The organism is Pseudalkalibacillus sp. JSM 102089 (assembly GCF_041366475.1).
Classification (GTDB): Bacteria; Bacillota; Bacilli; order Bacillales; family Guptibacillaceae; genus Guptibacillus; species Guptibacillus hwajinpoensis_B.
Genome location: NZ_JBEWYW010000001.1, coordinates 892,252 through 918,551, shown reverse-complemented (window position 1 = coordinate 918,551; position 26,300 = coordinate 892,252). Strand labels below are relative to the sequence as shown.

The 26,300-nt window shown below is 39.6% G+C and carries 26 protein-coding genes; 20 read left to right on the top strand and 6 right to left on the bottom strand.

All coding sequences use genetic code 11. From position 1 onward, the window contains the following. Positions 1-269: 269 nt before the first annotated feature. The 4 genes from deoD (at position 270) to ABVF21_RS04575 (ending at position 4,808) form a co-directional block, all read left to right on the top strand. The gene (gene deoD / locus ABVF21_RS04590; protein WP_371017566.1) at positions 270-980 is read left to right on the top strand and encodes a purine-nucleoside phosphorylase; all 711 of its coding nucleotides are present in this window, start codon (positions 270-272) and stop codon (positions 978-980) included. A 149-nt stretch (positions 981-1,129) separates the two neighbouring features. Beyond that, on the top strand, positions 1,130-2,602 hold the full coding sequence (locus ABVF21_RS04585; protein WP_371017565.1) for a spore germination protein: 1,473 nt from the start codon (positions 1,130-1,132) through the stop codon (positions 2,600-2,602). A gap of 27 nt (positions 2,603-2,629) precedes the next feature. Then, positions 2,630-3,718: a GerAB/ArcD/ProY family transporter gene (locus ABVF21_RS04580; protein WP_371017564.1), complete on the top strand. Its 1,089-nt coding sequence runs from the start codon at positions 2,630-2,632 to the stop codon at positions 3,716-3,718. Next, positions 3,708-4,808 carry a Ger(x)C family spore germination protein gene (locus tag ABVF21_RS04575; protein WP_303536113.1) on the top strand — a complete coding sequence of 367 codons (1,101 nt, stop codon included), beginning with the start codon at positions 3,708-3,710 and terminating at the stop codon, positions 4,806-4,808. Before ABVF21_RS04580 ends, ABVF21_RS04575 begins: the two co-directional genes overlap by 11 nt. On the opposite strand, the gene ABVF21_RS04570 is transcribed toward ABVF21_RS04575, so the two are convergent. Further along, complete coding sequence (locus ABVF21_RS04570; protein ID WP_371017563.1) at positions 4,809-5,426, bottom strand: NAD(P)-dependent oxidoreductase; 618 nt, start codon at positions 5,424-5,426, stop codon at positions 4,809-4,811. 262 nt (positions 5,427-5,688) lie between these two features. Between ABVF21_RS04570 and ABVF21_RS04565 the strand changes: the two genes are divergently transcribed. Beyond that, positions 5,689-6,894: a M20 family metallopeptidase gene (locus ABVF21_RS04565; RefSeq protein WP_371017562.1), complete on the top strand. Its 1,206-nt coding sequence runs from the start codon at positions 5,689-5,691 to the stop codon at positions 6,892-6,894. Positions 6,895-6,913: 19 nt separating this feature from the next. Further along, positions 6,914-8,761, top strand: coding sequence for a helix-turn-helix domain-containing protein (locus ABVF21_RS04560; RefSeq protein WP_371017561.1), 1,848 nt, complete (start codon positions 6,914-6,916; stop codon positions 8,759-8,761). Here ABVF21_RS04560 and ABVF21_RS04555 read toward each other — a convergent pair whose 3' ends face one another. Further along, entirely contained in the window at positions 8,762-9,046 is a 285-nt protein-coding gene (locus ABVF21_RS04555) for a hypothetical protein (RefSeq protein ID WP_371017560.1), read from the bottom strand. 269 nt (positions 9,047-9,315) lie between these two features. Between ABVF21_RS04555 and ABVF21_RS04550 the strand changes: the two genes are divergently transcribed. Beyond that, positions 9,316-11,109 carry an ATP-binding protein gene (locus ABVF21_RS04550; protein WP_303536126.1) on the top strand — a complete coding sequence of 598 codons (1,794 nt, stop codon included), beginning with the start codon at positions 9,316-9,318 and terminating at the stop codon, positions 11,107-11,109. A 102-nt stretch (positions 11,110-11,211) separates the two neighbouring features. On the opposite strand, the gene ABVF21_RS04545 is transcribed toward ABVF21_RS04550, so the two are convergent. Both ABVF21_RS04545 and ABVF21_RS04540 read right to left on the bottom strand, forming a co-directional pair. Next, positions 11,212-11,439, bottom strand: coding sequence for a helix-turn-helix domain-containing protein (locus ABVF21_RS04545; RefSeq protein WP_194221080.1), 228 nt, complete (start codon positions 11,437-11,439; stop codon positions 11,212-11,214). After that, complete coding sequence (locus ABVF21_RS04540) at positions 11,414-11,902, bottom strand: universal stress protein (RefSeq protein ID WP_303536128.1); 489 nt, start codon at positions 11,900-11,902, stop codon at positions 11,414-11,416. The genes ABVF21_RS04545 and ABVF21_RS04540 overlap by 26 nt, the downstream gene beginning before the upstream one ends. A gap of 394 nt (positions 11,903-12,296) precedes the next feature. Between ABVF21_RS04540 and ABVF21_RS04535 the strand changes: the two genes are divergently transcribed. The 11 genes from ABVF21_RS04535 to aceA all read left to right on the top strand — a co-directional run bounded on the left by ABVF21_RS04535 (position 12,297) and on the right by aceA (position 22,665). Beyond that, positions 12,297-13,226, top strand: a complete 930-nt coding sequence (locus ABVF21_RS04535) for a metal ABC transporter solute-binding protein, Zn/Mn family (protein WP_303536130.1) — start codon at positions 12,297-12,299, stop codon at positions 13,224-13,226. Positions 13,227-13,246: 20 nt separating this feature from the next. Continuing rightward, positions 13,247-14,002 (top strand): metal ABC transporter ATP-binding protein, encoded by a 756-nt coding sequence (locus ABVF21_RS04530; protein WP_303536132.1) that lies wholly within the window; start codon positions 13,247-13,249, stop codon positions 14,000-14,002. Positions 14,003-14,014: 12 nt separating this feature from the next. Continuing rightward, positions 14,015-15,382: a metal ABC transporter permease gene (locus ABVF21_RS04525; protein ID WP_303536134.1), complete on the top strand. Its 1,368-nt coding sequence runs from the start codon at positions 14,015-14,017 to the stop codon at positions 15,380-15,382. Further along, positions 15,379-16,263 carry a metal ABC transporter permease gene (locus ABVF21_RS04520; protein WP_371017559.1) on the top strand — a complete coding sequence of 295 codons (885 nt, stop codon included), beginning with the start codon at positions 15,379-15,381 and terminating at the stop codon, positions 16,261-16,263. Before ABVF21_RS04525 ends, ABVF21_RS04520 begins: the two co-directional genes overlap by 4 nt. 377 nt (positions 16,264-16,640) lie before the next feature. Next, entirely contained in the window at positions 16,641-17,480 is an 840-nt protein-coding gene (locus ABVF21_RS04515; protein WP_303536137.1) for a DUF1206 domain-containing protein, read from the top strand. Between the two features lie 20 nt (positions 17,481-17,500). Continuing rightward, positions 17,501-17,830 (top strand): thioredoxin family protein, encoded by a 330-nt coding sequence (locus ABVF21_RS04510; protein ID WP_242057366.1) that lies wholly within the window; start codon positions 17,501-17,503, stop codon positions 17,828-17,830. A 129-nt stretch (positions 17,831-17,959) separates the two neighbouring features. After that, on the top strand, positions 17,960-19,348 hold the full coding sequence (locus ABVF21_RS04505) for a M48 family metallopeptidase (protein WP_371017558.1): 1,389 nt from the start codon (positions 17,960-17,962) through the stop codon (positions 19,346-19,348). A gap of 67 nt (positions 19,349-19,415) precedes the next feature. After that, on the top strand, positions 19,416-19,913 hold the full coding sequence (locus ABVF21_RS04500; RefSeq protein ID WP_371017557.1) for a DinB family protein: 498 nt from the start codon (positions 19,416-19,418) through the stop codon (positions 19,911-19,913). A gap of 135 nt (positions 19,914-20,048) precedes the next feature. Beyond that, the gene (locus ABVF21_RS04495) at positions 20,049-20,285 is read left to right on the top strand and encodes a hypothetical protein (RefSeq protein WP_303536141.1); all 237 of its coding nucleotides are present in this window, start codon (positions 20,049-20,051) and stop codon (positions 20,283-20,285) included. Then, positions 20,275-21,345, top strand: a complete 1,071-nt coding sequence (locus ABVF21_RS04490; protein ID WP_371017556.1) for a hypothetical protein — start codon at positions 20,275-20,277, stop codon at positions 21,343-21,345. The genes ABVF21_RS04495 and ABVF21_RS04490 overlap by 11 nt, the downstream gene beginning before the upstream one ends. 45 nt (positions 21,346-21,390) lie before the next feature. After that, positions 21,391-22,665, top strand: a complete 1,275-nt coding sequence (gene aceA / locus ABVF21_RS04485) for an isocitrate lyase (protein WP_303536143.1) — start codon at positions 21,391-21,393, stop codon at positions 22,663-22,665. Between the two features lie 1,360 nt (positions 22,666-24,025). Here aceA and ABVF21_RS04480 read toward each other — a convergent pair. Beyond that, a complete protein-coding gene (locus ABVF21_RS04480; RefSeq protein WP_303536144.1) occupies positions 24,026-24,499 on the bottom strand; it encodes a glycine/sarcosine/betaine reductase selenoprotein B family protein in 474 nt (157 codons plus the stop codon). A 177-nt stretch (positions 24,500-24,676) separates the two neighbouring features. Between ABVF21_RS04480 and ABVF21_RS04475 the strand changes: the two genes are divergently transcribed. Further along, entirely contained in the window at positions 24,677-24,880 is a 204-nt protein-coding gene (locus tag ABVF21_RS04475; protein WP_303536145.1) for a hypothetical protein, read from the top strand. Between the two features lie 110 nt (positions 24,881-24,990). Beyond that, positions 24,991-25,338: a hypothetical protein gene (locus ABVF21_RS04470; protein ID WP_303536147.1), complete on the top strand. Its 348-nt coding sequence runs from the start codon at positions 24,991-24,993 to the stop codon at positions 25,336-25,338. 69 nt (positions 25,339-25,407) lie between these two features. Here ABVF21_RS04470 and ABVF21_RS04465 read toward each other — a convergent pair whose 3' ends face one another. After that, positions 25,408-26,253, bottom strand: coding sequence for a superoxide dismutase (locus ABVF21_RS04465; protein ID WP_371017555.1), 846 nt, complete (start codon positions 26,251-26,253; stop codon positions 25,408-25,410). Between the last annotated feature and the right edge of the window lie 47 nt (positions 26,254-26,300).

The window sequence follows — 26,300 nt, the reverse complement described above, 5'->3', positions numbered from 1 at the left end:
GGATAAGAAAGTCTGAAGCATCTGCTTCGGGCTTTTTTTATGGTTAAGTTAATGAATGATGTTGATCTTTGGGTCATTTACGCTCTGTGATGACCAACCGAATAAGCCAAAGATCATCAACAGTATAATTGGCATTTAGTAAGCTGGATAGCCTCTTGTATAGTGTGTTTTAAGGAAGGACAGGCTACATTTATATGATTGCGTGTGGCATATGGGCGGATCTTATGCTACTTTTGTTAGTGTACGTATTAATTCAAGGAGGTACGATTATGAGTGTTCATATTGGTGCAAAACAAGGGGATATTGCGGAAACAATACTATTACCAGGTGATCCGCTTCGTGCTAAGTATATCGCAGAGACATTTCTAGAAGATGTCGTTTGCTACAACGAAGTAAGAGGTATGCTTGGATATACGGGTACATACAAAGGCGAACGAATTTCTGTTCAAGGAACTGGAATGGGTGTTCCTTCTATTTCGATTTATGTGAACGAATTGATTCAGAGCTATGGCGTTAAGAATCTTATTCGCGTTGGAACATGTGGAGCTTTAAAGAAGGAAGTAAAAGTAAGAGATGTTATTCTTGCGATGAGCGCAACATCGGACTCAGGTGTGAATCGCCTTCAGTTTAATGGCATGGACTTTGCTCCTACAGCTGATTTTAACCTATTGAAAAACGCATACGACGCTGCAGCTGAAAAGGAAATGAACGTTCATGTAGGGAATGTGTTTACAAGTGATTCCTTCTATCGTGACAATCCGGAAATTTTCCAGCAGCTTGCTGACTATCAGGTTCTTGGTGTAGAGATGGAAACTTCTGCTTTATATACAATTGCTGCTAAATTCGGTGTGAATGCTTTAACCGTGTTAACCGTTAGCGATCATATCGTATCGGGGGAAGAAACGACTTCTGAGGAACGTCAAACAACCTTTAAAGAGATGATGATTATTGCACTTGAAGCGGCACTAAAACAAAAATAAAACGAGAAGAAGACGGCTAATAAAAAGCTCGTCTTCTTTTTTTGTTTTTATTTAGCATCAATTGTATTTGTGACTTCTTTATCCCAAGAAATGCATATTTCACACGTTATCTCCAAAAGCTAGAACTAATGTAAGAGGGGGGATTTACAGTGGGTAAAAGAAGAACAATCAAACGCCTTCATAAATTAAAAGAAATGGGTCAGCAATCGGATAACCAAAAAGACAACGAAACCACCCTTCAGGAGTTTGTTTTAGATAACTTCAGCGGTTGTGATGACCTCGTTCATCGAACGTTCCCAGAGCTAGGCATTTCAATAATTTATTTCCTACATTTAGTAAACGATCAACTGCTGAAAATGGAGTTGCTTGAACCACTTTACAATGCTTCTGAAGAAGCTTCCCTTCCTTTCCTTAGAAGATCGAATTTTCACAAATTAGATGATGAGAAGAAGCTAATTGATGGCATTTTAAAGGGAGAGGCGGTTGTTTTTCATAAAGAGACTGCTTATTTGATCAATATCTCCGGACCAAAACAGCGTGAAATTCAGCCTTCCGAAACGGAAACAACGATTACGGGACCACATGAGGGATTTGTCGAGAGCAGTGAAATCAATCTTTCGATGATCCGAAGGCGTGTGAGAAGTTCACGTTTGAAAATCAATGAAATTCCAGTAGGAGAAGTGGCAAACGGAAGCGTCTATGTTCTTCATATTAAAGGAATTGCAAATGATGAAATCGTTCAAGATTTGATTAATCGGATTGAAAAAATTGAAATTGATGCCGTTTATGATTCACATATACTCACTCAATTAATTGAAGATCAACCTAATGCGCTTTTTCCACAATTTATGTTAAGAGAAAGGCCAGATGCGATTGCAGCAGCACTTGTAGAAGGAAAAGTTGTCATTGTGATGGACGGTAGTCCTGCAGTGATTATTACCCCTTCCAGCTTCTTTGATTTCTTTCAAACGGGTGATGACTATTACCAAAGGTGGATTACGGGAACGGCAACAAGACTACTGCGCTTTGGTGCATTCATTATTACGATTGGGTTTACGGCCCTTTACGTTGCCGTCACATCCTTTCATTATGAAATGATTCCCCAGTCACTTCTAACAACTCTTGCCGGTTCGAGAAGCAAAGTACCATTTGATCCTTTATATGAAGCGTTAATAATGGAGGTCACGCTTGAATTCTTACGAGAAGCCGGGGCACGCTTGCCTACAAAAGTTGGCCAAACGATTGGTATTGTAGGCGGTATTGTCATTGGACAAGCGGCAGTTCAAGCGGGGATTACAAGCAACGTACTCATTATTGTTGTGGCAAGCTCAGCCATTGCTTCTTTTGTAGTTCCAAGTTATGTGATGAGTGCAAGTATCCGACTGACGCGATTTGGTTTAATTCTACTCGCAGGAATACTTGGCAACCTCGGAATCGTAATCGGTTTGACGATCCTTGTGATTCATTTAAGCAGTTTAACGAGCGTTGGCGCGCCATATTTAGCGCCATTATCTCCGTTTTTGAAAAAAGACTGGGGTGACTTCTTATTAAGGGCTCCTTACTCATTAATGAAAACGAGACCAGCTATACCGAGAAGTTCAAATAAAAAAAGAATGAAATAAGTAGCTGATAGAAATTGAGGGATATTTATGTCGGAAAAAATCGCGCCATTCCACCTCGCCATCCTGATTTACATGATTCAATCAGGTGTAACGCTATATAAATTGCCTCGAATGCTGGCGGTGAATTTCGGAACAAATGGCTGGATTATGATTCTTATTATTTCCCTCATTGCTGGCTTTAACATCTTTCTCGTTTCTCTTGTGAATCGTTTTAGGAGGGGAGAAGATGTATTTGAAATTATGGAAGGGCTTGTTCCGCAAAAGGTTCTTGCCCCTTTTTATGTCATATTAGCGATTATATGGTCGATTCTGCCCCTTCTAGTAGGTAAAGATTATATGCTCATCACGCAAGTCCTTGCTTTTCAAAATACCAGTTTGCTGTTGCTATACAGTATCATCTTGCTCCTCGCCCTATATCTTGTCCTTAAAGACATCTATACGATTACGAAAACAACAACCGTTTTCTTTTTTTTTACGATTTGGATGACATTTATGCTCATTTATCATATTCCTTATTCTTCTTTTATGCGTTTAACCCCATTTATATTTAAAGGTGGCAATAATCCCATCCAAGGAATGATCGAGGTTTATACTGCATTCCTTGGTTTTGAAATTGTGCTCTTTCTCTTTCCTTATATTGATCAAACAAAACCTAAATGGTTTCGTAGCGTTTATGTTGGGCATGTCATTACAACAGTTGTATATGGGCTTACATGTTTCGTTTCATTTATGTATTTTTCATTTGATCAGCTTAAATTAACTAGTTTTCCAGTGCTGAATTTGATTGCTTATATTGAAATTGAGCTAATTGAACGGGTTGAAAGTCTTGTTTTCAATTTGTTCTTAATGAAAGTTCTTATAACTGTCGTTATGTATTTATGGGCAGCGAAGCTCCTGCTCCATAGAGCAATACCAGCTATTAATGAAAAGTGGTGTGTATTCATTCTCATCTTTGTGGCGTATATGATCACGTTAAAGGTGGATGTAGCATATGAGCTAGCGCCCTGGCTATTAATTTTTGGGTTAGCAGCTGCTGGGATTGCTTTTGGGCTTCCTATACTATTGCTCGTAACGCTTTGCATCAGAAATATAAGGAGGAAACGACATGCGGAATAACAGAAAGCTATGTTTTGTTATCTTAGCCATGATCGTTCTGACAAGCTGTAATGATAAGAAAGTAATTGAAGACCTGGCGATTATTAGTATGATTAGTTTTGACCGGATAGAAGGGGAGGAAGGAAAGTTAAAAGTAACGGCTTCATTTCCCGATTTATCAAGTGAGACATCCCAGAAGGACGAAATCATTGAAACGGTAGCCAATTCAAAAAAAGAAGCTGAAGATCTTCTATCATCCAAAACGAGGCAACAGGTTGTCAATGGACAAATCCATTCGATCATAATAGGAAGAACGCTAGCTGAGGAGGGAGTTAGTCGTGTCATTACATCAATGGAAAGAGATCAGGAAATTGGTTCACAAGTGAAGCTGGTGATGGCGTTTGGAGAAGGGGAGGAGATTATTAAGACAGATGTCGAACCAGATGTAGGGAGCTATGTTGACAAAATGTTAAAAACAGAAACGGATAAATTTACGATTCCAGAGATGGACATTTTTCATTTTTCAAGAGATTACTTTGATGATGGCATAGATCCCGTTGCGCCTCTTTTTACTAAAGAAGATGATGATTTAGTGTTAAAGGGAACTGCTCTTTTTCGAGAAGATCAGTACGTGGCTCATTTGGATTTATTTCAATCAAAAGTATTCTTGTTTCTTCTTGGGAAAGTAAAAAAGGGAGAATTAACGATTAAAATTCCGGATGGTGATAACATCCGCAATCTCCATTTTGATTATATTAAGAGTAATAGGAAAATTAAGGTTGTTAAAAGTAATGGTAAGGTGGATCACATTCAAATAAAAGTGAAGATGCGTGGCTCAGTCATTGAGGATACTGGAGCAAAAGATATATCAAGTACTATCGAAACTAAGAAAATTGAAAAGGTGATTGCAAAACATATTGAAGATGACGGCGAGGGGATTCTTAAAGTGTTAAAAGAAAATCACACGGATAGTCTTGGACTAGGGCGGTATATTAGGCATTCACTATCTTATGAAGAATGGAAGAAATTAGATAAATATGACTACCTTGAAACAATACCTGTATCAGTAAGCGTCGATGTGACGATAAAAGATACAGGCATGTCACAGTAGTTAGTAAGCAATCCCCACACGTTTACAGGAGTGATTGCGATCGAATAGTTCCTTGTATACAAATGCAGCCGTGTCTGCGGTTGATATTTCACGACCACCATCAGGAAGATATTCTTCTTCCACGCGATATTCTCCTTTTGCCGGGCCATCTGGCAAATAAGTAGGACAGATGATTGACCAGTCCAGATCGCTAGCAGAGAGCATTTCATAAACAGCAAGATGTTCCTTTGCTGCTCGCGTTGTCTTTCGTTTAGATTCAGAGGATTCAAAACGATAGACAGTTGGTTCGACTCGGCTATTAAGTATGCCAGCAGTTCCTACGGTGATAATCCGGTTAATCTGTTGCTTTTTCATCACCCGTATTAAGATCGGGGTGCTTTCTGATAACGTTGTTGTTTTATCAGTACCAAGTGCACTAACGATCACATCAACGTCCTTGGCGGCTTTTTCAACGACGTCTTCATTGAGAACGTCCCCTTCGACAATCGTAAGGTTACTATTTGTAGGGAGCTTCTCAGGTGATCGTGCTAAAACAGTCACCTGATGCCGATCGGAGAGAGCTAATGTAAGAATGTTGCTTCCGACTCGTCCTGTTGCTCCTAAAATCAATATATTCATCTTGACTCTCCCTTCTAATACTATTCATTTTAAAAAAGGAATACCTCTATTGCAACTAACGATATTCATGGAATGACAATATTCGGCACTAGTCATTTTGGTGATTTAATGAAAATACAGCGCTTACATAGAAGAATCCTATATATTTCACAATAGATTTCTTATTTCTACTTATAAAGTTCAGAATTTTTGTTAAAATACTCGTAACGTAATAAGAGAGTGAAGTTTATTTAGTTTTAGATAGAGGAGAGGGGAATGAAACATGAGAAAAGCGCTTTTTGAGAGATTAGAAGATTTAGTACCACAAATGATTGACCTAAGAAGAGATCTTCATCAGCATCCTGAATTGTCATTCCATGAAGTACGAACACCTAAACTAATTGCAGATTTCTACGAGGAACTTGGTATGGAAGTTAAAATAAATGTCGGTGGCAGAGGAGTGGTGGCTTCTTTAGAAGGAGCAATGCCAGGGAAGACAGTTGGGTTACGTGCTGATTTTGATGCCCTTCCAATCAATGATGAAAAAGAAGTACCCTACAAATCCACTGTTCCAGGTGTGATGCATGCGTGCGGTCATGATGGTCATACATCAACGCTTCTCCACTTAGCAAAAGCACTACATGAGCAAAAAGATCAATTAGCAGGTCGCGTCGTCTTTATTCATCAATTCGCTGAAGAGATTACACCTGGTGGAGCAAAGCCAATGATTGAAGACGGGTGCCTAGAGGGAGTGGATGTTCTTTTTGGAACACACCTTTGGTCTGGATTCCCAACAGGAACAATAGCGTATAAACCAGGACGCATTATGGCTGCTGCCGACTCTTTTGAAATTGTGATCAAAGGGAGAGGTGGTCATGGCGGTATTCCCCATGAAGCGCTTGATTCAATTGTGATCGCCAGTCAGTTGGTTGGTAATCTTCAACAAATTGTCAGCCGGTTTATCAACCCTTCCAGTACAGCAGTCATCTCTATCGGTTCATTTCACGCAGGTTCAGCTTTCAATGTCATTTCAGAGACGGCAACATTAAAAGGGACGGTTAGAACCTTTGATCGAGACGTTCGCGAGAAGATCATTGGATATATGGAACAAATGATTAAAGGCACTTGTGAGAGTAGCGGGGCAGACTATACATTTAGTTATGATAGAGGATACCCTCCTGTAGTTAATCATGAAAAAGAAACGGTGATGTTGAAGGAAGCTGCAGAAAGAGTAGCTGATGTGAAAAATGTTATAGAAACGGAAGCTTTAATGGTAGGAGAAGATGTCGCTTATTATCTAGAAGAGGTTCCAGGAACTTTCTTCTTAACCGGGGCAGGTAATGCTGAGAATAAATCGACGTATCCTCATCATCATCCAATGTTCGATATTGATGAGAACGCTATGTTGATTGCTGCCAAAACGCTTGGAGAAGCAACGTTAGCTTATCTTGAACAACATCGTTATGAGACGGAAGAAGTTAACACATAAAATAAAAGGAGTGAAATGGATGGCGAGGGGTTTACTTGAGAATGAGGCAGAACTTAGCAAAAGGCAGTTGCATTTACTTATGCAAGTTTCAACAATTTTTAATTCTTCACTAGATTTCTATTCCGTCATTCAGTCTGTTATAGAAGAAGCCGTCTCAGCCATTGATGCAGCTGATGGTGGTGTGCTTTTTCTATATGATAAAGAACAAAAAGGTTTAAAAGTGGCTGGGTCGACAGGGTTTCGAAAGAAGACGGTCAATGAAGTCATGCTCCGTTCAGGTGAGTCGATGACAGGTCTTGCATTTGAGAAAGAAACCACTTTGCACTTCAAAACAAGTGATGAAGTTGAAAAAGCTATGGGGACGATGTCTCATCAAAATGCTAGCTTATATTACCAATCTGCACATGAGCTACCGTTGAGTACGATTTGTATCCCGATTAAAAAAGAAGGTACTTGTACAGGGGTCATAGTGCTCGACCAGTTTAATGGGGGAAAAGGATTTACAGAAGATGATATCCGACTTGTGGAAGCTATTTCTTCACAGGCGGCCATTGCACTAATGAACGCGAATTTGTATCAAAACAAAGAAGCTTCTTTACAGAAGTTAAAGCAATTTAATCAAACAGTGATTCACCAAAACGAAAGTCTATCGATCTCAGTAGATACACACCAGGCCCTGTCGGACATAGGGATGAATGAAGACTCGTTTAAAGAAATTTGCACATATCTCACAAAGTCTATTGGAAAGAGCGTAGCCATCTATGATCCATTTGGAGAGGTAAAGGCTTCCAGTCAGATTGAATGGAATGCAGAAAAAAGTTTACAAAGAATTATTCTTAATCATTTGAGTACCATTCAAAATGAGACAAATGAGTTAGAAGTTGTGCAAACTGACGAAGATTCTTTACTTTTTCCTCTTGGCCGATTGTCATTTCCACTCGGTTATCTCGCTATTCTTTCTGAAAAGCTCCCACTTACAAGGTTTGAGCAGTCAGCCGTTTTTCATGCCTGTACAGTTGCGGGTCTTCAGCTAATGAAAAAGGAATCGGAGCATAAAGAACAACAGCGTTTAACTGGAGAATTACTCATCCATCTTCTATCGCCACAAGAGGATAAAGCGGATTTAAGTTACCTTGCAGGACGTTTGAAGACAGGATTAAATGGTTATTTCACAATCGCTTTAATCGATGTACCTCAGGAGTTTGAACAAGGACGTGAGGAATGGCTTAGAAGATGTATTCATGCATCTATTAAACATTTACTAGAGAAAAATCATCAAAAAACTGTGCGTGTTACAGAGTGGGGCCGTCAAATTGTCTTGCTGTTCCATCAAGATGATGAGAAAGGCATCGAATCATCAATTCTCACTGTTAATCAGTTCATCCAAGACTTTAATGAGTTAATCGCTTCTGTCACAACTGAAAAAATTTGTAGAATCGGAATTGGAAAACCAGTTAGAGGAATCCGTGCCATTGATCAATCTTTTCAAGAAGCGAAGAAGACGATTAAATTTCTAAAGCGATTTACATTCGCGGGTTATTCATCTTGGTATGGAGAAATCGGGGCGCTTCGACTCCTGTTAAACAATAAAGAAGAAGATCTAGCAAGCTATGCGCTTGAGTATCTCTCTCCGTTGCTAGCTTATGAAAAACGTCGCAAAGGAGAGCTCTTTCAAACTTTATTTGTTTACTTATCGACCGGACAAGATTTAAAAAACGCTTCTGAACAGCTCCATGTTCATGTTAATACGATGAATTATCGAATTCAACGCATACAAGAAATACTAACGATTAATTTTAATGATCCTTCTGATCTTATGAATATCCAAGTTGCCTGTAATATTTATCGTTATTTATTTGAAGCCTAGTTATTCATCGTCTGGCTGAAGATAGGGGCGAAGTTTTCTTACGTATCGTCGAATGTCGAATAAGAGTTTAGTTTGTAATTTTTTTTCTTCTTCGAAATATTGGATATGAGAGATGGATGGGAAAGATCCGTGTTCATTGAAACGAACGGGAATTAGTCCTGTTTTTAGCAGTTCACCATTTTCTCGATTGATAAACTCCACTTCTACGTTCGCTTCAAGCGTGTTAGGTATATGATGGTCTTGTAGTCGCTTAACTTCCTGTACTTTAAATAATATTTGCGGCATATAAGATCCTCCTTCCTTTTCCCCATACCCTTTTTTGAAATAAATTAGCCATAAGATATGTTTGTAACAGCCTGCCCTTTCATGCAGGCTGTTTTTATTTAGGAGCTTTCTTGAACTGGTTAAATGATTGGGAAATGAGATGGGAAAATTGTATCATCTAAGAAAATGTGGAAGGAATTTGAAGATGAATGTCTAATGACTACTATATAGTGAAAGGAATTACTTGCACTTGAACTGATTTTGTTATGGAAAACGGAGTGGAGCGTATCATGGAAGACCTCATCTATGAATTTCATTTTTTTCTTATTTTGATTTCGATCTTAATGGTAGTTAGCTATACTTATACAGCTTTTGATTTTCATGAGAAGGCTTACAATTTGGCGCATTCATATCGACAGCTATGGATATTCGGCAGTGCATTAGCAATGGGGGCAGGGATTTGGATTCTACAGTATCTTGTACTGTTAGGGATCTCAACAGCTGACTCAACCTTTTACAATCCATGGTTTGTTATCATTACATTAGTTATTCCTATTGTTGGATCACTCCTGTCATTCAACATCATTTCATCAAAAAGACAATTGAAACAGTTGGTTGTGGCAAGTTTCTCTCTCACCATTGTTTTGGTCTTTTTACAATTGCTAACATCTGTCTATTTATTAGGAGAGATTTATCGATTGACAGATTGGTGGAAAATTGTCATTCCAGGTTTGATCGCCTTTATTTCGACAGTTTGCAGTTTTTGGTTAGTTTATGGTGTATCAAATGAAAAACAGAACTCCTGGGGGAAATTATCAGGGGCAATTGTGTTTGGCCTAGGTACTCTCGCCCTTCATTATTTTACGATGGTTTCTTCGGCTTCAAATTCAAATTTTAAAGTAGAAAGCTACAGTGGAAATACGGTGTTACAGTATCTTGTATTGATTGGCATATTCATTATTTCTGTTTTAATCTTAATTAGTGTGATTCGAGGTCAAAAGTTAGAAGAACAGGCCACACAACTTCAGGAGAGTGAGCGGAAATACCACTCACTCGTCGAAAATAGTCCCGATGGTATCATGGTATTAGATATTAGCGGTCAAATACTTAATATGAACCCCGCTTTAGAAAAAATGAGTGGCTACTCATCGAATAGCACAAGTAATAAAACGAGTTTTCAATTCGTGGATCAGCGTTATTTAAAGCAGACGTTGAATTGTTTTGAAAGAACGAAAGAAGGTATTCCGCAAAAGTGTGAATCTGCCATTGTTCACCGAGAAGGTCACTCGGTTCATGTGAAGTTGATTTCAATTCCACATATAGTTCATGGAAAAGTGCAGGGTGTTATTGTCATAGTGGAAGATATTACAGAATTTAAAGAAACAGAAGCACTGCTAAGACGCTCAGAGAAATTAACTGCGGTAGGAGAGCTTGCAGCAGGAGTTGCACATGAAATAAGAAATCCTCTTACTTCTTTAAAAGGATTTGCTACATTAGTTTATAGCTCTTCTGAAGACGATAAATCAAAAGAGTTTCTTCAAATCATGTTATCGGAAATTGATCGTATTAATTTCATCGTGAGTGAATTTATGCTCCTTGCCAAACCTCAAGAGAAAGAGTTTGGAGAAAGTGATCTTATTTCATTGCTTCAGCACGTCGTCGCCCTTCTTAAATCACAGGCGATCCTGAAAAATATCGTTATTCGAACACAGTATGAGTGTGATCACTTTCCTATCTTAGGAGAAGAAAATCAGCTAAAGCAAGTGTTTGTCAATGTCGTTAAAAACGCTATTGAAGCTATGCCTAATGGCGGGAATATCTTTGTAAAGCTACAAGAAAACGAGAAAAAAGAAGCGGTTATCACGATTGTAGATCAGGGTGTAGGTATTCCAGATCACCAATTACCAAGGATCGGAGAACCATTTTATACGTTGAAAGAGAATGGGACTGGACTGGGACTAATGGTTAGTTTTAGCATTATTGATAACCATAACGGGAGAATGCGTTTAACAAGTGTTGAAGGAGAAGGAACTACCGTCGAAGTGATCCTGCCTGTTTATGAGAATAAACTGGTGAACGTTTGAAGAAATGGAGTTATTACAAATGAAGAAAACGAGAAAAACGCGCTAGCAAGTTGCTAGCGCGTTTTTCTCGTTTTCTTCATATCGTTTTTAAATACTATCATTTCATGTATCCGCTTTTTCTAACTGCTCAATTGTTTCCTTTTCAAGAAATTCCGAGGCTGGAATATCTAAAGCTGTTGATATTTTTAAAAGTGTTTGAACGTCTGGCTGATAGCGGTTTTCTTCTATTTTCTGCATAAGTCCCGCTCCAATCCTCACTTTCACCGCTAATTCTGAAATGGTTAAGTTGGCTTCCAAACGGTGCTTACGTATTTTGTCTGCTGTGTTCATCTTTCTCAGCCTCCTCAGCAGGTACTTTACTTCCTCTTACGACGAGTACATCACAAGTTGCGTGGCGAGTGATATGTTCAGAGACGCTGCCCATCAGCAATCTTTCTACGCGGTTCATCCCTGTTGCTCCGCAAACAATTAAATCTATTTTATTTTGTGGAGCGATTTTTCTTGCGATTTTTGCTTTTGGGGATCCGTATTCAATAACTGTATCAACATTCGAAATTCCTGCCATTCGTGCTTTTTCTTCGTATTCCTTTAATAGACGCTTTCCAAAGTCTTCTGCTCGTTCCGTTGCGATATCGTAAAGTTCAAAAGTTGAGAAATTTCTCGTGTCAATGACATGAGCAATCAGTAGGGTCGCCTCGTCTTGAATCGAAAGTTCTACAGCTTTGGAAAAAGCAATCTCTGCAGAATCAGAACCGTCAACAGCAACAAGTATGTTTGAATGTTTTCCGCTCATTCTAATACCCCCCAATAGAAACTTTATTTCTTAGCTTTATTGTATAGCGTCTCATTCATCATTACTGTGAGATATATCACTATTAAGATGAAAATATTCTATTTCAATAAAAAACGGCATAAACTTAAGTTGACAAAACTGCATTCATGCGATAGTTTTGTGCTAGGGAAACATTTGTGGCAAAGGGAACGTTAGTTGATTAATATTACACATGTAAATTTTTTTACTTCAAAGTTGCCTTAGGGAAAGAATTATTTAGTTGGTAAAAAACACAGCTGTTAAGCAAATGTTTTTCGTTAAATTGAAATAGATAAGCACCTTACAGAAACAACGCCCATACGTTAGGTAAAGGGAAATGGTGTCGGTATAAATAGAAAAAGAGAGGTTGGTAAATGTGAAAAAGTGGTTAGGATATGTTTTCGGAGCAGGTTTATTTTTGATCGTGATGTCGGGGTGTAGCAGTACTGAGACAAACAAAGATAGTGAAGGGAAAATTAATGTGACGACAACCATCGGGCAAATTGGAGACATTGCAGAAAACATTGGTAAGGACCATGTGCAAGTCGATTCCTTAATGGGTCCTGGTATTGATCCTCACTTATATAAAGCCTCTCAAGGAGACATAAATAAGCTATCGAATGCAGATATCATTTTCTATAATGGTCTTCATCTAGAAGGGAAAATGGGTGAGATATTTGCGAAGATGAAGGGAGAAAAACCAACCTATCCTGTTGCAGAAGCTATTCCTGAAGAGAAGCTATTAATTACTCAGGGAAATTCAAAAGCCGTTGATCCTCATGTGTGGTTTGATATTGATTTATGGAAATATGCTGTGCTAGAAGTTCGCGATGGATTAATTGAATATGATCCCGATCACAAAGAAGATTACGAGAAGAATGCAGAAGAATATCTAGAAGAGCTATCTAAGCTACAAGAAGAAGCACAATCAAAATTGAATGAAATCCCAGAAGAGAGTCGTGTTCTTGTTACAGCTCACGATGCATTTCAATACTTCGGTCAGGCATATGGTATGGAAGTGAAGGGGCTGCAAGGATTAAGTACAGATTCAGAATATGGACTTAGGGATGTTCAAAACCTTGTGAATGTATTAGCAGATCAAAATATTAAAGCTGTTTTTATTGAAAGCAGTATCTCAGAACGTTCGATTAATGCAGTCGTTGAAGGAGCAAGAAAAAAAGGTCATGAGGTTGAAATAGGTGGCGAGTTGTTCTCGGATGCGATGGGTGAGAAGGGTTCACCTGAGGGGACGTATAAAGGCATGTATCAACATAACATTGAAACGATTGTGGAAGCGTTGAAATAGGATAAGAAGGAGGTAGGGATATGAATCCAATTAATGTATCAAATTTAACGGTTGCCTATGACCGTAAGCCTGTACTTCAGGAAGTAACGGTTGAAATGCCAGAAGGAAAGCTAATAGGCGTAGTTGGTCCAAATGGTGCTGGTAAATCAACGTTGATCAAAGCTATTTTAGGGTTAATTCCAATAGCCTCGGGATCTGTAGAAATTTACGGAAAATCATATCGTACTCAGCGAAAACTAGTTGGCTATGTACCACAGCGAGGGTCAGTGGATTGGGATTTCCCTACGAATGCTCTTGATGTCGTATTGATGGGAAGATACGGGCATATCGGTTGGTTTAAACGGCCTGGTAAGAAGGATACTGCTATTGCTATGCAGGCGCTTGATAAAGTGGGCATGAAAGAGTATGCAAATCGGCAGATCAGTCAGCTATCAGGTGGCCAACAACAAAGAGTGTTTCTTGCAAGAGCCCTTGCCCAGGATGCGACAGTTTATTTCATGGATGAACCATTTGTTGGCGTTGATGCAGCTACTGAAAAAGCCATTATCTCCCTTTTAAATGAGCTGAAAGCACAGGGAAAGACCGTCCTTGTTGTTCACCATGATTTGCAGACAGTGAAGGAGTATTTTGATTGGACGCTTTTGTTAAATAAAAGAAAAATTGCTCTAGGTCCTACAGATGAAGTATTTACGATTGAAAACTTACAAAAAACATATGGTGGAAGACTATCATTTCTTGATTCTGAGGTCAGCACACCATTTGTAGTTCAACCTTAAGGAGGGAGAATAATGTTAAATGAGCTCCTCCTAACGCTACAGGATGCAAATACACAGTGGGTGCTATTTGGTACAATTCTTCTCGGAGTGGCAAGTGGTGTTCTTGGTAGTTTTGCCCTTCTTAGGAAACAAAGCTTAATTGGTGATGCTATGGCACATGCAGCACTTCCTGGGATTTGCATTGCTTTTCTACTGTATGGAACAAAATCGATTGGATGGTTTTTAGTAGGTGCAGCGATATCTGGCTTACTTGCAACCTACTTTATTCAAGCTATTATTAACCATTCCCGTATTAAAGAAGACACGGCGATCGGATTGGTACTCTCAGTATTTTTTGGATTTGGGATTGTCTTATTAACGAAAATCGCTCAATCTGAAAATGGTAATCAGAGTGGTCTTGATGACTTTATATTCGGTCAGGCAGCATCGCTTGTAGGAAATGACGTTCGAGTTATTTCGGGGATTGCCATCGTACTCCTCGTAATCACCTGGCTACTCTTTAAAGAATTGAAACTATTTACATTCGACCGCCAATTCGCAAAAGGAATTGGATTACCTACAGGGTTTCTTAATGCATTATTGATGACACTAGTCGTCAGTGCAGTGGTGATTGGTTTACAAGCAGTAGGAGTTATTTTAATGGCCGCTATGCTCATTACTCCTGCAATATCTGCAAGGTATTGGACTGATCGACTTGATCGGATGGTTATAGTAGCTGGAACAATTGGTGCTTTATCCGGAATTCTTGGGACTATATTAAGCTCTATGGCTAATCGACTTCCGACAGGACCTGTCATCGTCATTGCAGCAACGGTTATTTTCTTAATTTCGCTCGTTTTTGCTCCAAACAGAGGGCTTTTATCGAAAGGTTTAAGATTGTATCGCGTTCGAAAAAGTGTTGCTAAGGAAACCGTTTTTCAAACGATGTATGATCTTTCTGAAGAAGGCAGCTTATCTACTACGAATTTTGCGTTCAGTATAGCTCAGCTTGAAGAAAGAAGAAAAATGCCACGTCGCAAACTAGAGTCGATTCTACATCAGTTTCAAACAGATGGATACGTCTTCCAGCAAGTGAGTGGTAAGTGGCGCCTCACTGAGTTAGGTGCTTATAAGGCGCATGAAATTACAATGAACAATCGACTATTCGAAATTTACACGATGTATGAAATGAAATTTGCTCATCTTCAATCAAAGACAAACGATGAGTGGCATTATAAAGACCTTCCTGCAAAAGCCATAGAAGATCTTACACGTTTAATGGAAGTTCATGAACGGGCGCTTAAGTTAAATCCAGTTCATTTTGCTAGAGGAGAAAAGTATCATGTCAAAGCACCTTCTCAAAGCACGAAAAAGCGTAAGAAGGAGGTGAATTCTTCATGAGTTATGGAGCATGGATTATGCTTACAGGTTCTTTAGTGGGAGTATCGTGTGGGATCATCGGGTGTTTTTTAATATTACGTAAAATGGCGATGCTTGCTGATGCGATCAGTCACACCGTTTTGCTAGGGATTGTATTAGCATACCTTGTAAGTCATTCACTAGAAGGGATCTATATGCTTGTTGGTGCAGGGATTATAGGTCTATTGACCGCCTTTTTAGTGCAGGTTCTTCATTCAAGCGGTGTGCAATCTGATGCCGCTATCGGTGTAGTGTTTACTTCCCTATTCGCATTCGGAGTTATTCTTCTGTCAGCTTTTGCTAGTAAAGTACACCTTGATGTTAACCACGCCCTTATGGGAGAAATCACCTTTATTCCGTGGAACACGTTAACAATAGGTGGAATGGACCTTGGACCATCCGCGGTCTGGATGCTTGGAAGTGTGCTGGTGATTAATCTTATTTTGATTTTCACTTTTTATAAAGAGATTAAGATAAGTTCGTTTGATCCTGCGATGGCTTCGGCTATTGGTATTCCAGTTATGTTCATCCATTACCTACTCATGTCAATGGTTTCAATCACGACGGTTGCTTCTTTTGATAGTGTAGGGGCTATTCTAGTCGTAGCCATGCTTATTGTACCGGGAGCTACAGCCTATTTATTGACAGATAAATTACTTGTGATGTTAATCATCAGTGCAGGTGTTGGCGTAGTGGCGGCGATCGGTGGTTATTATGCTGCGCTCGCTTGGAATATTTCGATCTCAGGTTCTATGGCATCGATTGCTGGAGTGATGTTTGCGATCACATTTATCCTTTCACCGAGACACGGTTTATTATCAAAAGTAATAGCAAGGAGAGGAATAATCGCAGATCAGTCTTAATCATTTAACGCGATGAATCGCAAAAGAAATGATTCAAAACTATATGAAAATTATGTGATCTGTAGTATAGTAAAGAAATGCGATAGCTTGTGTCCACAAGACTATCTCCTCAATTAGTAGCCCTGTAAGCGAATGCTGGATTCGCTTACAGGGCTTTTTTCATTGAGTAATTACATTCTCTGTCATTCTCTTGATTTCTAGAATAATGATACATTCGAGGAGTGTTTCCTCAAACGTAAAGTAAGGACTAAAAGAGTCCGAAATTGAACTTTCCTATAAATGGATAAGCAGAATCATAATCTTTTAGATTGAAAGTAAGCATTACTGGGAATAGAAAGAATGGATAAATGATATGAAAGAATGGAAGGAGATTGACAATGGACACTGGTACTGCGGCGAAACACAAAGCAAAACAAGCATCAAATGATGTTAAACCATGGATAAGAGGATTAGCAAGAGTGGGGTATGCAGCTAAAGGAGTTGTTTACTTAATCATCGGGATTTTAGCTCTACAGGCAGCATTTGGCCCAGGTGGTAAAACGACTGACTCAAAAGGTGCTTTTGCTACTATTGCAGGAAAGCCATTTGGCGAAGCACTTCTATGGATTCTTATAGTTGGGTTAATCGGATATTCCGTATGGAAAGGTATCCAGGGGATAAAGGATCCAGATCATTTTGGTAATGATACGAAAGGTATTTTAATTCGTATTGGATTTGTTGGTGCGGGTATTATTCATTTATTTCTTGCCTATAATGCTGTATCTATTATTACAAGAGCGGGAAGTTCATCTTCTGGCAGTAAGCAATCAATGTCTGCTAAACTATTAGGACAACCATTTGGTCAATGGATCATTGGATTTATTGGATTATGTTTAATCGGTTTTGGTATTTATCAAGTTATTCGTGGTTACAAGAAATCCTTTATGAAACAGCTTAAACAGTATGAAATGCACGATCAAGAAGAATGGTGGGGCAAACGTGCTGGACAAATCGGACTTGCAGCACGAGGTGTTGTCTTCACGATGATGGGTGTATTCTTTATTCAGACAGCGATCACGGCTAACCCTGATAAAACAAAAGGGCTCGATGGAGCGCTTTCGGAATTAGCTAAACAGCCATATGGTGCTATCTTGCTTGGATTAGTTGCCATTGGATTTATTGCATATGGCATTTTTATGTTTGTAAAAGGGAAGAATAGAAGAATGCAAATTTCTTAATTTATGAAGTATTAAAGAAGGTGAATCAACTGAATCAGACGACACTTGAAGAAGCAAGAAATGGAATTGAACAGAATCGCTTGTACTTTTTGTATTTGTATGGAACAAATTGCTCTGTCTGCCATGCTCTTTTGCCTCAAGTTGAGGAAGTATTAGAGGATTTTCCACAAATCATACGAGAGAAGTTAAACGTTCATGAAATTCCAGAAGCAGCAGGCGCCTTTTCTGTTTTCACCATTCCCGTCCTTTTGTTATATGTGGAAGGGAAAGAAAGCATTAGAGAAGCGCGATTCGTTAATATCGACTCCCTTCGTTCATCGATCAATCGAATTGTTACGATGTTAGATTAGCTGAAAAACACTCAATATGAGTGTTTTTTTGTTTTATATTAATGATGAGTTGAAAAATCATATACAGGAGAATGGAAAATTCAGTATACTGAACATAATCCAATGTGAAAGGAAATATGTGAAGTACGAATGAATGAATCGAAGCAGTTAACAACCAATTCAGAAACATCTCTATTTATTGTTCTCCTTGTCTTTAGCATACTTACTTATGTAGTTCTGTTTTTCTCAGTAATTGGAATGGCGATTATTGGAGTTTTATGGTTTATATCTTTTTTTAGCCACGGTTTATTTATAGGAAATATTCGTAGTAATGGCGTTAAAATAACGGGATATCAGTATTCACAAATCGATCAGAGAGTACGTGATTTATGTAAACGAATGGAGATCGAAAACGTTCCAGACGTCTATGTCATTGAGTCGGCAGGCATGCTGAATGCATTTGCAACAAGGTTACTAGGTAGGAACATGGTGATTCTTTATTCCGATATTTTTGAGCTGATTGAAGAAAATGCTGAAGAAGAGGTTACGTTTATTATTGCTCATGAGCTCGCTCATATTAAACAAAATCACATTCTAAAACAACTTCTGCTTCTACCTGGAAATGTGATTCCGTTTCTGGGGTCTGCTTATTCTAGAGCGTGTGAATATACGTGTGACCGAATGGGAGCTTACTACATAAATAGTGGCGAGAAGGCAGCAAACGGTTTGATTATTCTTGCCGTTGGAAAACGGCTATACCAGAGCGTGAACAAAGACGCTTATATAACACAACTTCAATCTGAGAAGAGTTTTTTTGTCTGGTTAAGCGAATGGTTTTCAACTCATCCCGCTTTACCGAAAAGAATTGCTGCTGTAGAATCGTTTATGGAACTGAGGGAAAAGACTCCGTTTCCTGCTCCTCGTAAGAAATTAGTGATTCTTTCACTAATTACGCTTATGTTCTTTATCGGTGGAATAGGAACAGCCGTTATAGCAGCAGAAGTTGTTATTCCTTCAATCTCATCAGCATTCGAAGATGAGCTTGCTTTATTTGACGAAGCTACTGGCGTGACACCACTTATGGAAGCCATAATTAATGAAGATGATCTCGCTTTTCAGTCTCTTATAGACAAGACTGATCTTGAAGCGACTGACTCAGATGGTTGGAATGCTTTACATTATGCAGCTGAGCATTCAGAAAATGATAAGATGTTTCAAGCGCTCCTTGATCGCGAAATGAATCCAAATGCTGTTGATTTATATGGGACAAGTGCCTTAATGATTTCGGTTCGAAATGGTTATGTTTCTAAAGTGAATCGTCTATTAAAGGCAGGTGCTGATCCAAACATGGCGGATATTGATGGCTGGACGCCTCTTATTTATGCTGCTTATATGGAACCTAATCACCGGAATGAAATGTATAATCTGCTCCTTGAAGCTGGGGCAAACCCCGCTTTGCAAGACCAAGAGGGGTATACTGCAATTGACTATGCACGAGATGTGGGAAATGAAGAAGATGTAAAAATTTTGTCTCAATAATGATAGATTCATAGGGAATTTAGTTTTCTGGCACGAATGATTATTAATAATGAAAGGAGGAGTTTGAATGAAAGATGCTCAATTACTAAAACAATTTACTTTTTGGCGATATCGAACACTCCAGGCGCTTGATGCTGTTACAGAGGAGCAAGCAGATGTTCTTCCTGAGGGTTTTACGAACACAGTGCGATGGAATTTAGGCCATATACTGGTCACGGCAGAGTTTGTTCTAAATCGTTTTACAGAGATGGAGGATAGCCTTCCACTAAACTATTCCGCATTATTTAAAGCTGGTACACGACCGGGTGATTGGACCGAAGAGCCGCCATCACTTACTGAGATAAAGCATTACTTAATCGAGCAGAATAAAAGAATAAGTGAGTTAGAAGGAAAACTGAGCGAATCCCTTCAAAGTGATTTTTCTATAGGTTCCTACCTTACTCTTGAAACAGTAGGAGAACTTATTCTGTTTTTAATGAATCATGAAAATCTTCATTTAGGAACAATTAGTGGGATTAAACGTGCTCAGGGTATGAAAGAACTGTGGAAAAAACAAACTGTATGAGTACAGCTTAAAACACGTGCAAAAAGCACGTGTTTTTTTGTTTTTATAATTTACTACAAAAAATATAGAGTAAATAACCTGTGATTTGTGCAATTCACAGGTTATTTTAATTTTCTAAAAAAAGGTTGAACCTTTTTGAAAAGTTGTTATATAATACTAACAAATAAAACAAATTGTATTATAACAGATGGAGGGAAGCAAAAATGGATTGTTATACGTGCTATGGAAATGGTGAATTGGAATGTCCGCATTGTCATGGAAAAGAAAGGAAAAATGAAGGGTGTCACCACTGTGAAGGTGAAGGATGTGTTGGATGTCATCGCTGCAACAGTAGCGGCAGACTTGAATAGGAGGGGATGTTGTGCTGGATGAAACTTTAGAAAGCGCTTACGATCAAAAATGCCATTTACTAACTCTTGAAGCGATGGTGTTTCTAGAAAATCTTCAACGTCATTCACAGTCAATACAGCAGCTGATACAAGAAGAAGTAAACAGAGAAAACTTCTTTGAACATAAAATTCTCTTACCCGAAACGAAATCAATCCGTGAAGCGAATTGGGAAGTTAAACCAGTTCGGAAAGATCTACAAGATCGAAGAGTCATCGTGAAACAATCTGTTATCGACATTGAAAATGGTTCTTCAACAATTAATGCAGGGGCAAATTTACTTATTGCAGACTTTTCGGATGAAGCAATGTCTTTTGATCAGCGTATGCGAGCAGCACAAAATCTAAAAGAACTTATTCAGCAAGAACGAGTTAAAGAGAATGTATATCCTACAGCCTTCATGATCGCAGTAAACAATAGAAAGAATGAAGATAACTATAGTGGTAAAGAAATCCCAGATAACCTTATTGATTTTGGACTTTATGTTTTCCATAATACGACTGAATTATTGAAGCTTGGTTCTGCTCCATATGTTTGTTTGAAAGGCGTTTCTTCTTATCGAGAAGCTAGCTACTGGAATAACATTTTTTCTTTTACAGAAAAGGAAATGAATCTCTTTCAAGGAACGATCAAGGCCACTGTCACAATTGATCAAAACAATATGAATCAGAGTGAGGAAATACTTTATGAATTACGTGATCATTGCGCGGGTCTTCATTTTGAATCTGAAGGTGTTGAAAGTATAAACGATTTAACGCGGTTCGTGATTAGCGTAGGACATAAGCGAAAGACACATGTCATTGTGGAAGATAAGATTATGAAAAATAATGATCGCGATGATGAGAGAAATGTGAATGGGGAAATGTTTGAACGGTGGACACGGGAAGTAATTGAAGGGTTTGATGGAAAGTGCATCACAGATACTAATCTGATTCCAATGATGAAGGCGATTTGGAATCACTATATGCCTGAACCGAATCAGATTTGGAAAATGAGGCATGAGTACTCGGCATTTGATAGCTTGAATCATTCGAAAGTGATCTAAGAAAGAAGCATGACCAAATACCAACATATCCAGGGGGAAATAATGATGACAAAGCAAACAGCACTTCAAGAAATTTGGAACCAGGACCGTTTTAAAGGAATTGAACGCCCATATTCACCTGAAGAAGTCTTGAAATTACAAGGATCCGTTCAAATCGAGTATACTCTTGCGAAAAGAGGTGCTGAACGACTCTGGAAACTTGTGAATGAAGAGAACTTCGTCAATGCGCTAGGTGCCCTTACTGGTAACCAGGCTGTTCAACAGGTGAAAGCTGGCTTAAAAGCCATTTACTTAAGCGGATGGCAAGTAGCCGCAGATGCAAATATGTCGGGGCAGATGTATCCAGACCAAAGCTTATACCCTGTAAATAGTGTTCCACAAGTCGTAAAGCGAATTAATCAAGCTCTTCAAAGGGCGGATCAAATTGAACATTCGGAAGGAATTCATGAACGTGATTGGTTCGTTCCAATTGTTGCTGATGCAGAAGCAGGTTTTGGTGGAGCGCTCAATGTGTTCGAACTTATGAAATCAATGATTGAATCTGGTGCAGCAGCAGTACATTTTGAAGATCAACTCTCATCAGAGAAAAAGTGCGGGCACCTTGGAGGTAAAGTTCTTCTGCCAACACAGCAAGCTGTTAAAAATTTAATTTCAGCACGCCTCGCAGCAGACGTTATGGGAGTGCCAACGTTAATTATTGCACGAACAGACGCTAACGCTGCAAATTTAATTACGAGTGATGTTGATAAATACGATGGTGAGTTTTTAACAGGGGAACGTACTCCTGAAGGGTTTTTCTATACGAAACCTGGTCTTGATCAGGCGATTGCAAGAGGCCTTGCTTATGCACCATACGCTGACCTTATCTGGTGCGAAACGTCTGAACCAAATTTAGAGGAAGCTCAGAAATTCGCAAATGCTATTCATGAACGTTTTCCTGGAAAATTACTAGCTTACAACTGTTCGCCTTCATTTAATTGGAAAAAGAAACTCGATGATGAAACGATCGCTAAATTCCAGCGTGAATTAGGTAAGATGGGCTATAAGTTCCAATTTGTTACGCTTGCTGGTTTCCATGCTCTTAACCACAGTATGTTTGAACTTGCAAGAGACTACAAAGATAACGGAATGGCTGCCTACTCAAGACTTCAGCAAGCTGAATTTGCTAGTGAGGCAGATGGTTACTCTGCAACAAGACACCAGCGTGAAGTTGGAACGGGTTACTTTGATGCTGTGTCTCAGGTTATTACAGGTGGGACTTCTTCTACGACTGCTTTAAAAGGTTCCACAGAGGAAGAGCAGTTTACTTCAACGAAATAAGAGAAAAAACCGGCTGAATTTCAGCCGGTTTTTGTGTGGAATTCGTTTAAATAGTGGAAGTGGATGAGAAAAGGTGCTAGACATTGGGAGTATGAGAGTGAAAGGCACTTATTTCCGCGAAAATTTATTGAATTCCGCGAAAAGTGATTACAATTCCGCGATAATCCAAATATATCCGCGGAAATAGGATTAATTCCGCGAAATCGGTTTTTTAGACCAAGCTGCAGTGCCTGCCGGGTCTAAACGGAGGCTTCCGCTTTTCGATGTCCAGCTGCAGTGGGCAGACACTCGGTCACTTCACTCTCCAACTCGAACACAAAGAGCGTGTTCAATTTGGAGAGCTCCAGTGCCTGACGTGTCTAACCGCCCACTTCCGCTTTTCGAGTCTAGCTGCAGCGCCCAGCCTCTCGATCGCTTCACCCTCTAAAATGAACACAAAGAGCGTGTTCTTTTTAGAGGGCTCCAACGCTTGTCGAGGCTAAACGGGCGCTTCCGCTTTTCGTGTCCAGCTGCGCGGGCCAAATCCTCCGGCTGTTTCGCCCTTTCGATTGAGACAAAAAGCGTCTCATTCGAAAGGGCTCCAACATCCTGCGGATTTAGGCGGGCCCGCTCCGCTTTTCATGTCTAGCTGCAGCGCCCAGCCTCTCGACCGCTTCACCCTCTAAAATGAACACAAAGAGCGTGTTCTTTTTAGAGGGCTCCAGCGCTTGTCGAGGCTAAACGGGCGCTTCCGCTTTTCGTGTCTAGCTGCGCGGGCCAAATCCTCCGGCTGTTTCGCCCTTTCGATTGAGACAAAAAGCGTCTCATTCGAAAGGGCTCCAACATCCTGCGGATTTAGGCGGGCCCGCTCCGCTTTTCGTGTCTAGCTGCGACTCGCAGAAACTGCGATATTTCGCTCTTTCACCAGAACACAAAGGGCGTGTTCTAGTTCAAGCGCTCCAATATCTTCGTTTCTAACCGCTCCTCTCCGCTTTTCGTGTCTAGCTGCAGCGCCCAGCCTCTCGACCGCTTCACCCTCTAAAATGAACACAAAGAGCGTGTTCTTTTTAGAGGGCTCCAGCGTTTGTCGAGGCTAAACGGGCGCTTCCGCTTTTCGTTATTTATACTTAATTCCTGATTCTTCTACTATTCCGCCTTCTTTGGCTTCGACTAGGAGGTCGAGGGCTTTGTTGAGAACTTGTTTGTGCTGTTCTCTGTTGTTTGGTTGTCCTAGTGCGCTGCCCATTGGAAAACGGTTGTAGAGGGAGCGTGGAATGTTAACGTATTCGCTTATTTCTTTAGACATTGTCAAGGAAACTGTTGGGATTCCGTGTTCTTCTAATATGCGTGCGATCAGACCGACCGACTGTTGGCAGACTGGTCAGGAAGGCACCAACAAAGCGAAGTCTACGTTTTCCTTCAATAACTTCTTAGCTACCTCTTGTGCTGTAACTGTTTTGAGTGGGTGAGGTGTAGGGATATATCCCATAAATCCATAGTGATTTTCAGCGAGTTCTCCAATTCTTCCTTCTTCTTGAAGTTCTTTCATTGTATCAAGAGGGAATTGGATGTTGGCATCCTGTATCACTTTTGAGTGGTCATAGTGCTCGTGAGCAAATGATACATTATTGAGATCTGTATTTACGGGAATTTCTCTGTAAGAAGGATCACCCAATCCAAAGTTGTCATTAAATGGTAGTTGTCCTTTTACATATACACCACCAGTAGCAATAATGGCGCCCTTTGCTTTGCTAAGGTCTTTAGTGAATGGTGTGAATGGGGTCGACTCGTTCTTTTCAAACTTAAAAGAAGGGACCCAATTTTGTTGCACGGCCTGTTCGACCTTTTCAATCATGCTAACTCCTCCTTCTCATTAAAAATTATGTTGCCTTTTTGTTTTAGCATGTATACAAAAAAAACAAAAGTAAAACGTCTTGGACAGCATAATTTCCTTCAGTATGAAATACGATGGTTAGTAAATGAAGGAGGAGGGACAGGCCAATATGAATCAGAGAAGAAATGCCTATAGACAATGATTATTCGATTCTTCATTTTTCTAATCGGGTTTGGTCTGTCGGTTGCAGGTGGTGTTACGTTAATTCTGGAGCTCAATCTGATTATTATTGGTCATAGTCTTCTTGATTATTTTGTTTATATATCGCAGACTCCAGAGCTTTATTTATTTGCTTCTGGCGTTTTTGTTGTATGGGTAAGCGTATACTGGCCGAGAGCATAGGTAGTAAGAATTATCATTTCTCCGCTAATGTCCCTTCCCGATTGAGAAACTCCTCATACCTTATAATGTAGGCAACTATCATGATGGCCAACAGGAAAGGGAGGAGACACATGAACCATTATCTCCCCATTCAGGGGGATTTTTATAGTGCTTATCCTGACACAAGAAATTATTATGGAATGAGACAGTATGACTACCAGCGTCCGTATCCATTTATTGGGGGTTTTGCAGGTGGGCTTGCGGGAGGTCTTGCAGGAGGATTATTAGGAGTATTATTAATACCAGGGATATATGGTGGATATCCTCGTCCACGACCAGGATATCCCTGTCCTGGCCCTGGGTATTGTCCTCCAGGTTATGGATCGCCAGGATACGGTGCTCCAGGGTATGGCCCACCAGGATATGGCCCACCGGGTTATCCTGGGGGACGACCGCCATATGGACCATACAGAGAATAGGTTTAAAAGCAAAGGGGAACCCCTTTGCTTTTTTTCTTTATTTTAGCTTATAGTGTTGTTTTTTCTTTTTTAGAAAGGTTTCCACTTTACATTTTGAGCTTTACGAAATCGTTTGTTAACTTCATTCCAATTAACTACGTTCCACCAGTTTTTGATGTAGTTCTTTCGGTTGTTTTCATATTGTAAATAATAAGCGTGTTCCCAAACATCAAGAGCTAGAAGAGGTATGACATCCCACTGGCTTAAGTTTTGGTGTTTTTCAGCTTGAAGAATTTCAAGTCTTCTTGATACAGGTGACCAAACAAGAATGGCCCAACCTGATCCTTCTACTTTGGCTGCTGCATTAGTGAATTGTTGCTTGAATTGATTGTATGATCCAAAGCTTTTTTGAATCTCATATAAAATTTCTCCCTCTGGCTTCCCGCCGTTTGGACTCATGATTTTCCAAAACAAAGTATGGAGATAATGCCCCGCACCATTGAATGATAATTCGCGTTCCCAATGTTTAATGAGAGCATAGTTATCCTGTTTTCTTGCCTTTTGTAATTCAAGTTCAGCTTTGTTTAACCCATCTACATAGCTTTGGTGGTGAATATCATGATGGAGTCTCATGATTCTTTCACTAATGTAAGGTACGAGTGCATTGTATTTGTATGGCAGAGATGGTAAGGTATGTCCTCCTATAGGAACGGATGAATCTTGCAAGTTACGCCACTGTTTGTATAAGGAGTTGGCTATCTCATATAGGGCTTTTTCATTTGAGCCATTCTCATCGACATTTTCCTGAACTGCTGCTAACCATTCTTCAGTTTGAATAAGTAGGGAAGAGTTTACTCGTTCGTGAGGGTTATCTGCTAAGACGTGATTTCGGAATTGATAGCCCCATTCAAGCAGCTTTACTGACAATCTACTCACTCCTTTCTCTCCTATCTAGACTTTATTACTATATGAATCGCGTTATC

Bases quoted from the DNA above. Each gene is read 5' to 3' on its own strand.
- ABVF21_RS04540 (WP_303536128.1), bottom strand. From the start codon at position 11,902: ATGAGCGGAAAACATTCAAACATACTTGTTGCTGTTGACGGTTCTGAT.
- ABVF21_RS04555 (WP_371017560.1), bottom strand. From the start codon at position 9,046: ATGCCGCAAATATTATTTAAAGTACAGGAAGTTAAGCGACTACAAGAC.
- ABVF21_RS04525 (WP_303536134.1), top strand. From the start codon at position 14,015: ATGTTAAATGAGCTCCTCCTAACGCTACAGGATGCAAATACACAGTGG.
- ABVF21_RS04475 (WP_303536145.1), top strand. From the start codon at position 24,677: ATGATTATTCGATTCTTCATTTTTCTAATCGGGTTTGGTCTGTCGGTT.
- ABVF21_RS04570 (WP_371017563.1), bottom strand. From the start codon at position 5,426: ATGAATATATTGATTTTAGGAGCAACAGGACGAGTCGGAAGCAACATT.
- ABVF21_RS04545 (WP_194221080.1), bottom strand. From the start codon at position 11,439: ATGAACACAGCAGACAAAATACGTAAGCACCGTTTGGAAGCCAACTTA.
- ABVF21_RS04560 (WP_371017561.1), top strand. From the start codon at position 6,914: ATGGCGAGGGGTTTACTTGAGAATGAGGCAGAACTTAGCAAAAGGCAG.
- ABVF21_RS04580 (WP_371017564.1), top strand. From the start codon at position 2,630: ATGTCGGAAAAAATCGCGCCATTCCACCTCGCCATCCTGATTTACATG.
- ABVF21_RS04530 (WP_303536132.1), top strand. From the start codon at position 13,247: ATGAATCCAATTAATGTATCAAATTTAACGGTTGCCTATGACCGTAAG.
- ABVF21_RS04575 (WP_303536113.1), top strand. From the start codon at position 3,708: ATGCGGAATAACAGAAAGCTATGTTTTGTTATCTTAGCCATGATCGTT.
- ABVF21_RS04480 (WP_303536144.1), bottom strand. From the start codon at position 24,499: ATGATTGAAAAGGTCGAACAGGCCGTGCAACAAAATTGGGTCCCTTCT.
- ABVF21_RS04500 (WP_371017557.1), top strand. From the start codon at position 19,416: ATGAAAGATGCTCAATTACTAAAACAATTTACTTTTTGGCGATATCGA.
- deoD (WP_371017566.1), top strand. From the start codon at position 270: ATGAGTGTTCATATTGGTGCAAAACAAGGGGATATTGCGGAAACAATA.
- ABVF21_RS04505 (WP_371017558.1), top strand. From the start codon at position 17,960: ATGAATGAATCGAAGCAGTTAACAACCAATTCAGAAACATCTCTATTT.
- ABVF21_RS04515 (WP_303536137.1), top strand. From the start codon at position 16,641: ATGGACACTGGTACTGCGGCGAAACACAAAGCAAAACAAGCATCAAAT.
- ABVF21_RS04565 (WP_371017562.1), top strand. From the start codon at position 5,689: ATGAGAAAAGCGCTTTTTGAGAGATTAGAAGATTTAGTACCACAAATG.
- ABVF21_RS04520 (WP_371017559.1), top strand. From the start codon at position 15,379: ATGAGTTATGGAGCATGGATTATGCTTACAGGTTCTTTAGTGGGAGTA.
- ABVF21_RS04470 (WP_303536147.1), top strand. From the start codon at position 24,991: ATGAACCATTATCTCCCCATTCAGGGGGATTTTTATAGTGCTTATCCT.
- ABVF21_RS04550 (WP_303536126.1), top strand. From the start codon at position 9,316: ATGGAAGACCTCATCTATGAATTTCATTTTTTTCTTATTTTGATTTCG.
- aceA (WP_303536143.1), top strand. From the start codon at position 21,391: ATGACAAAGCAAACAGCACTTCAAGAAATTTGGAACCAGGACCGTTTT.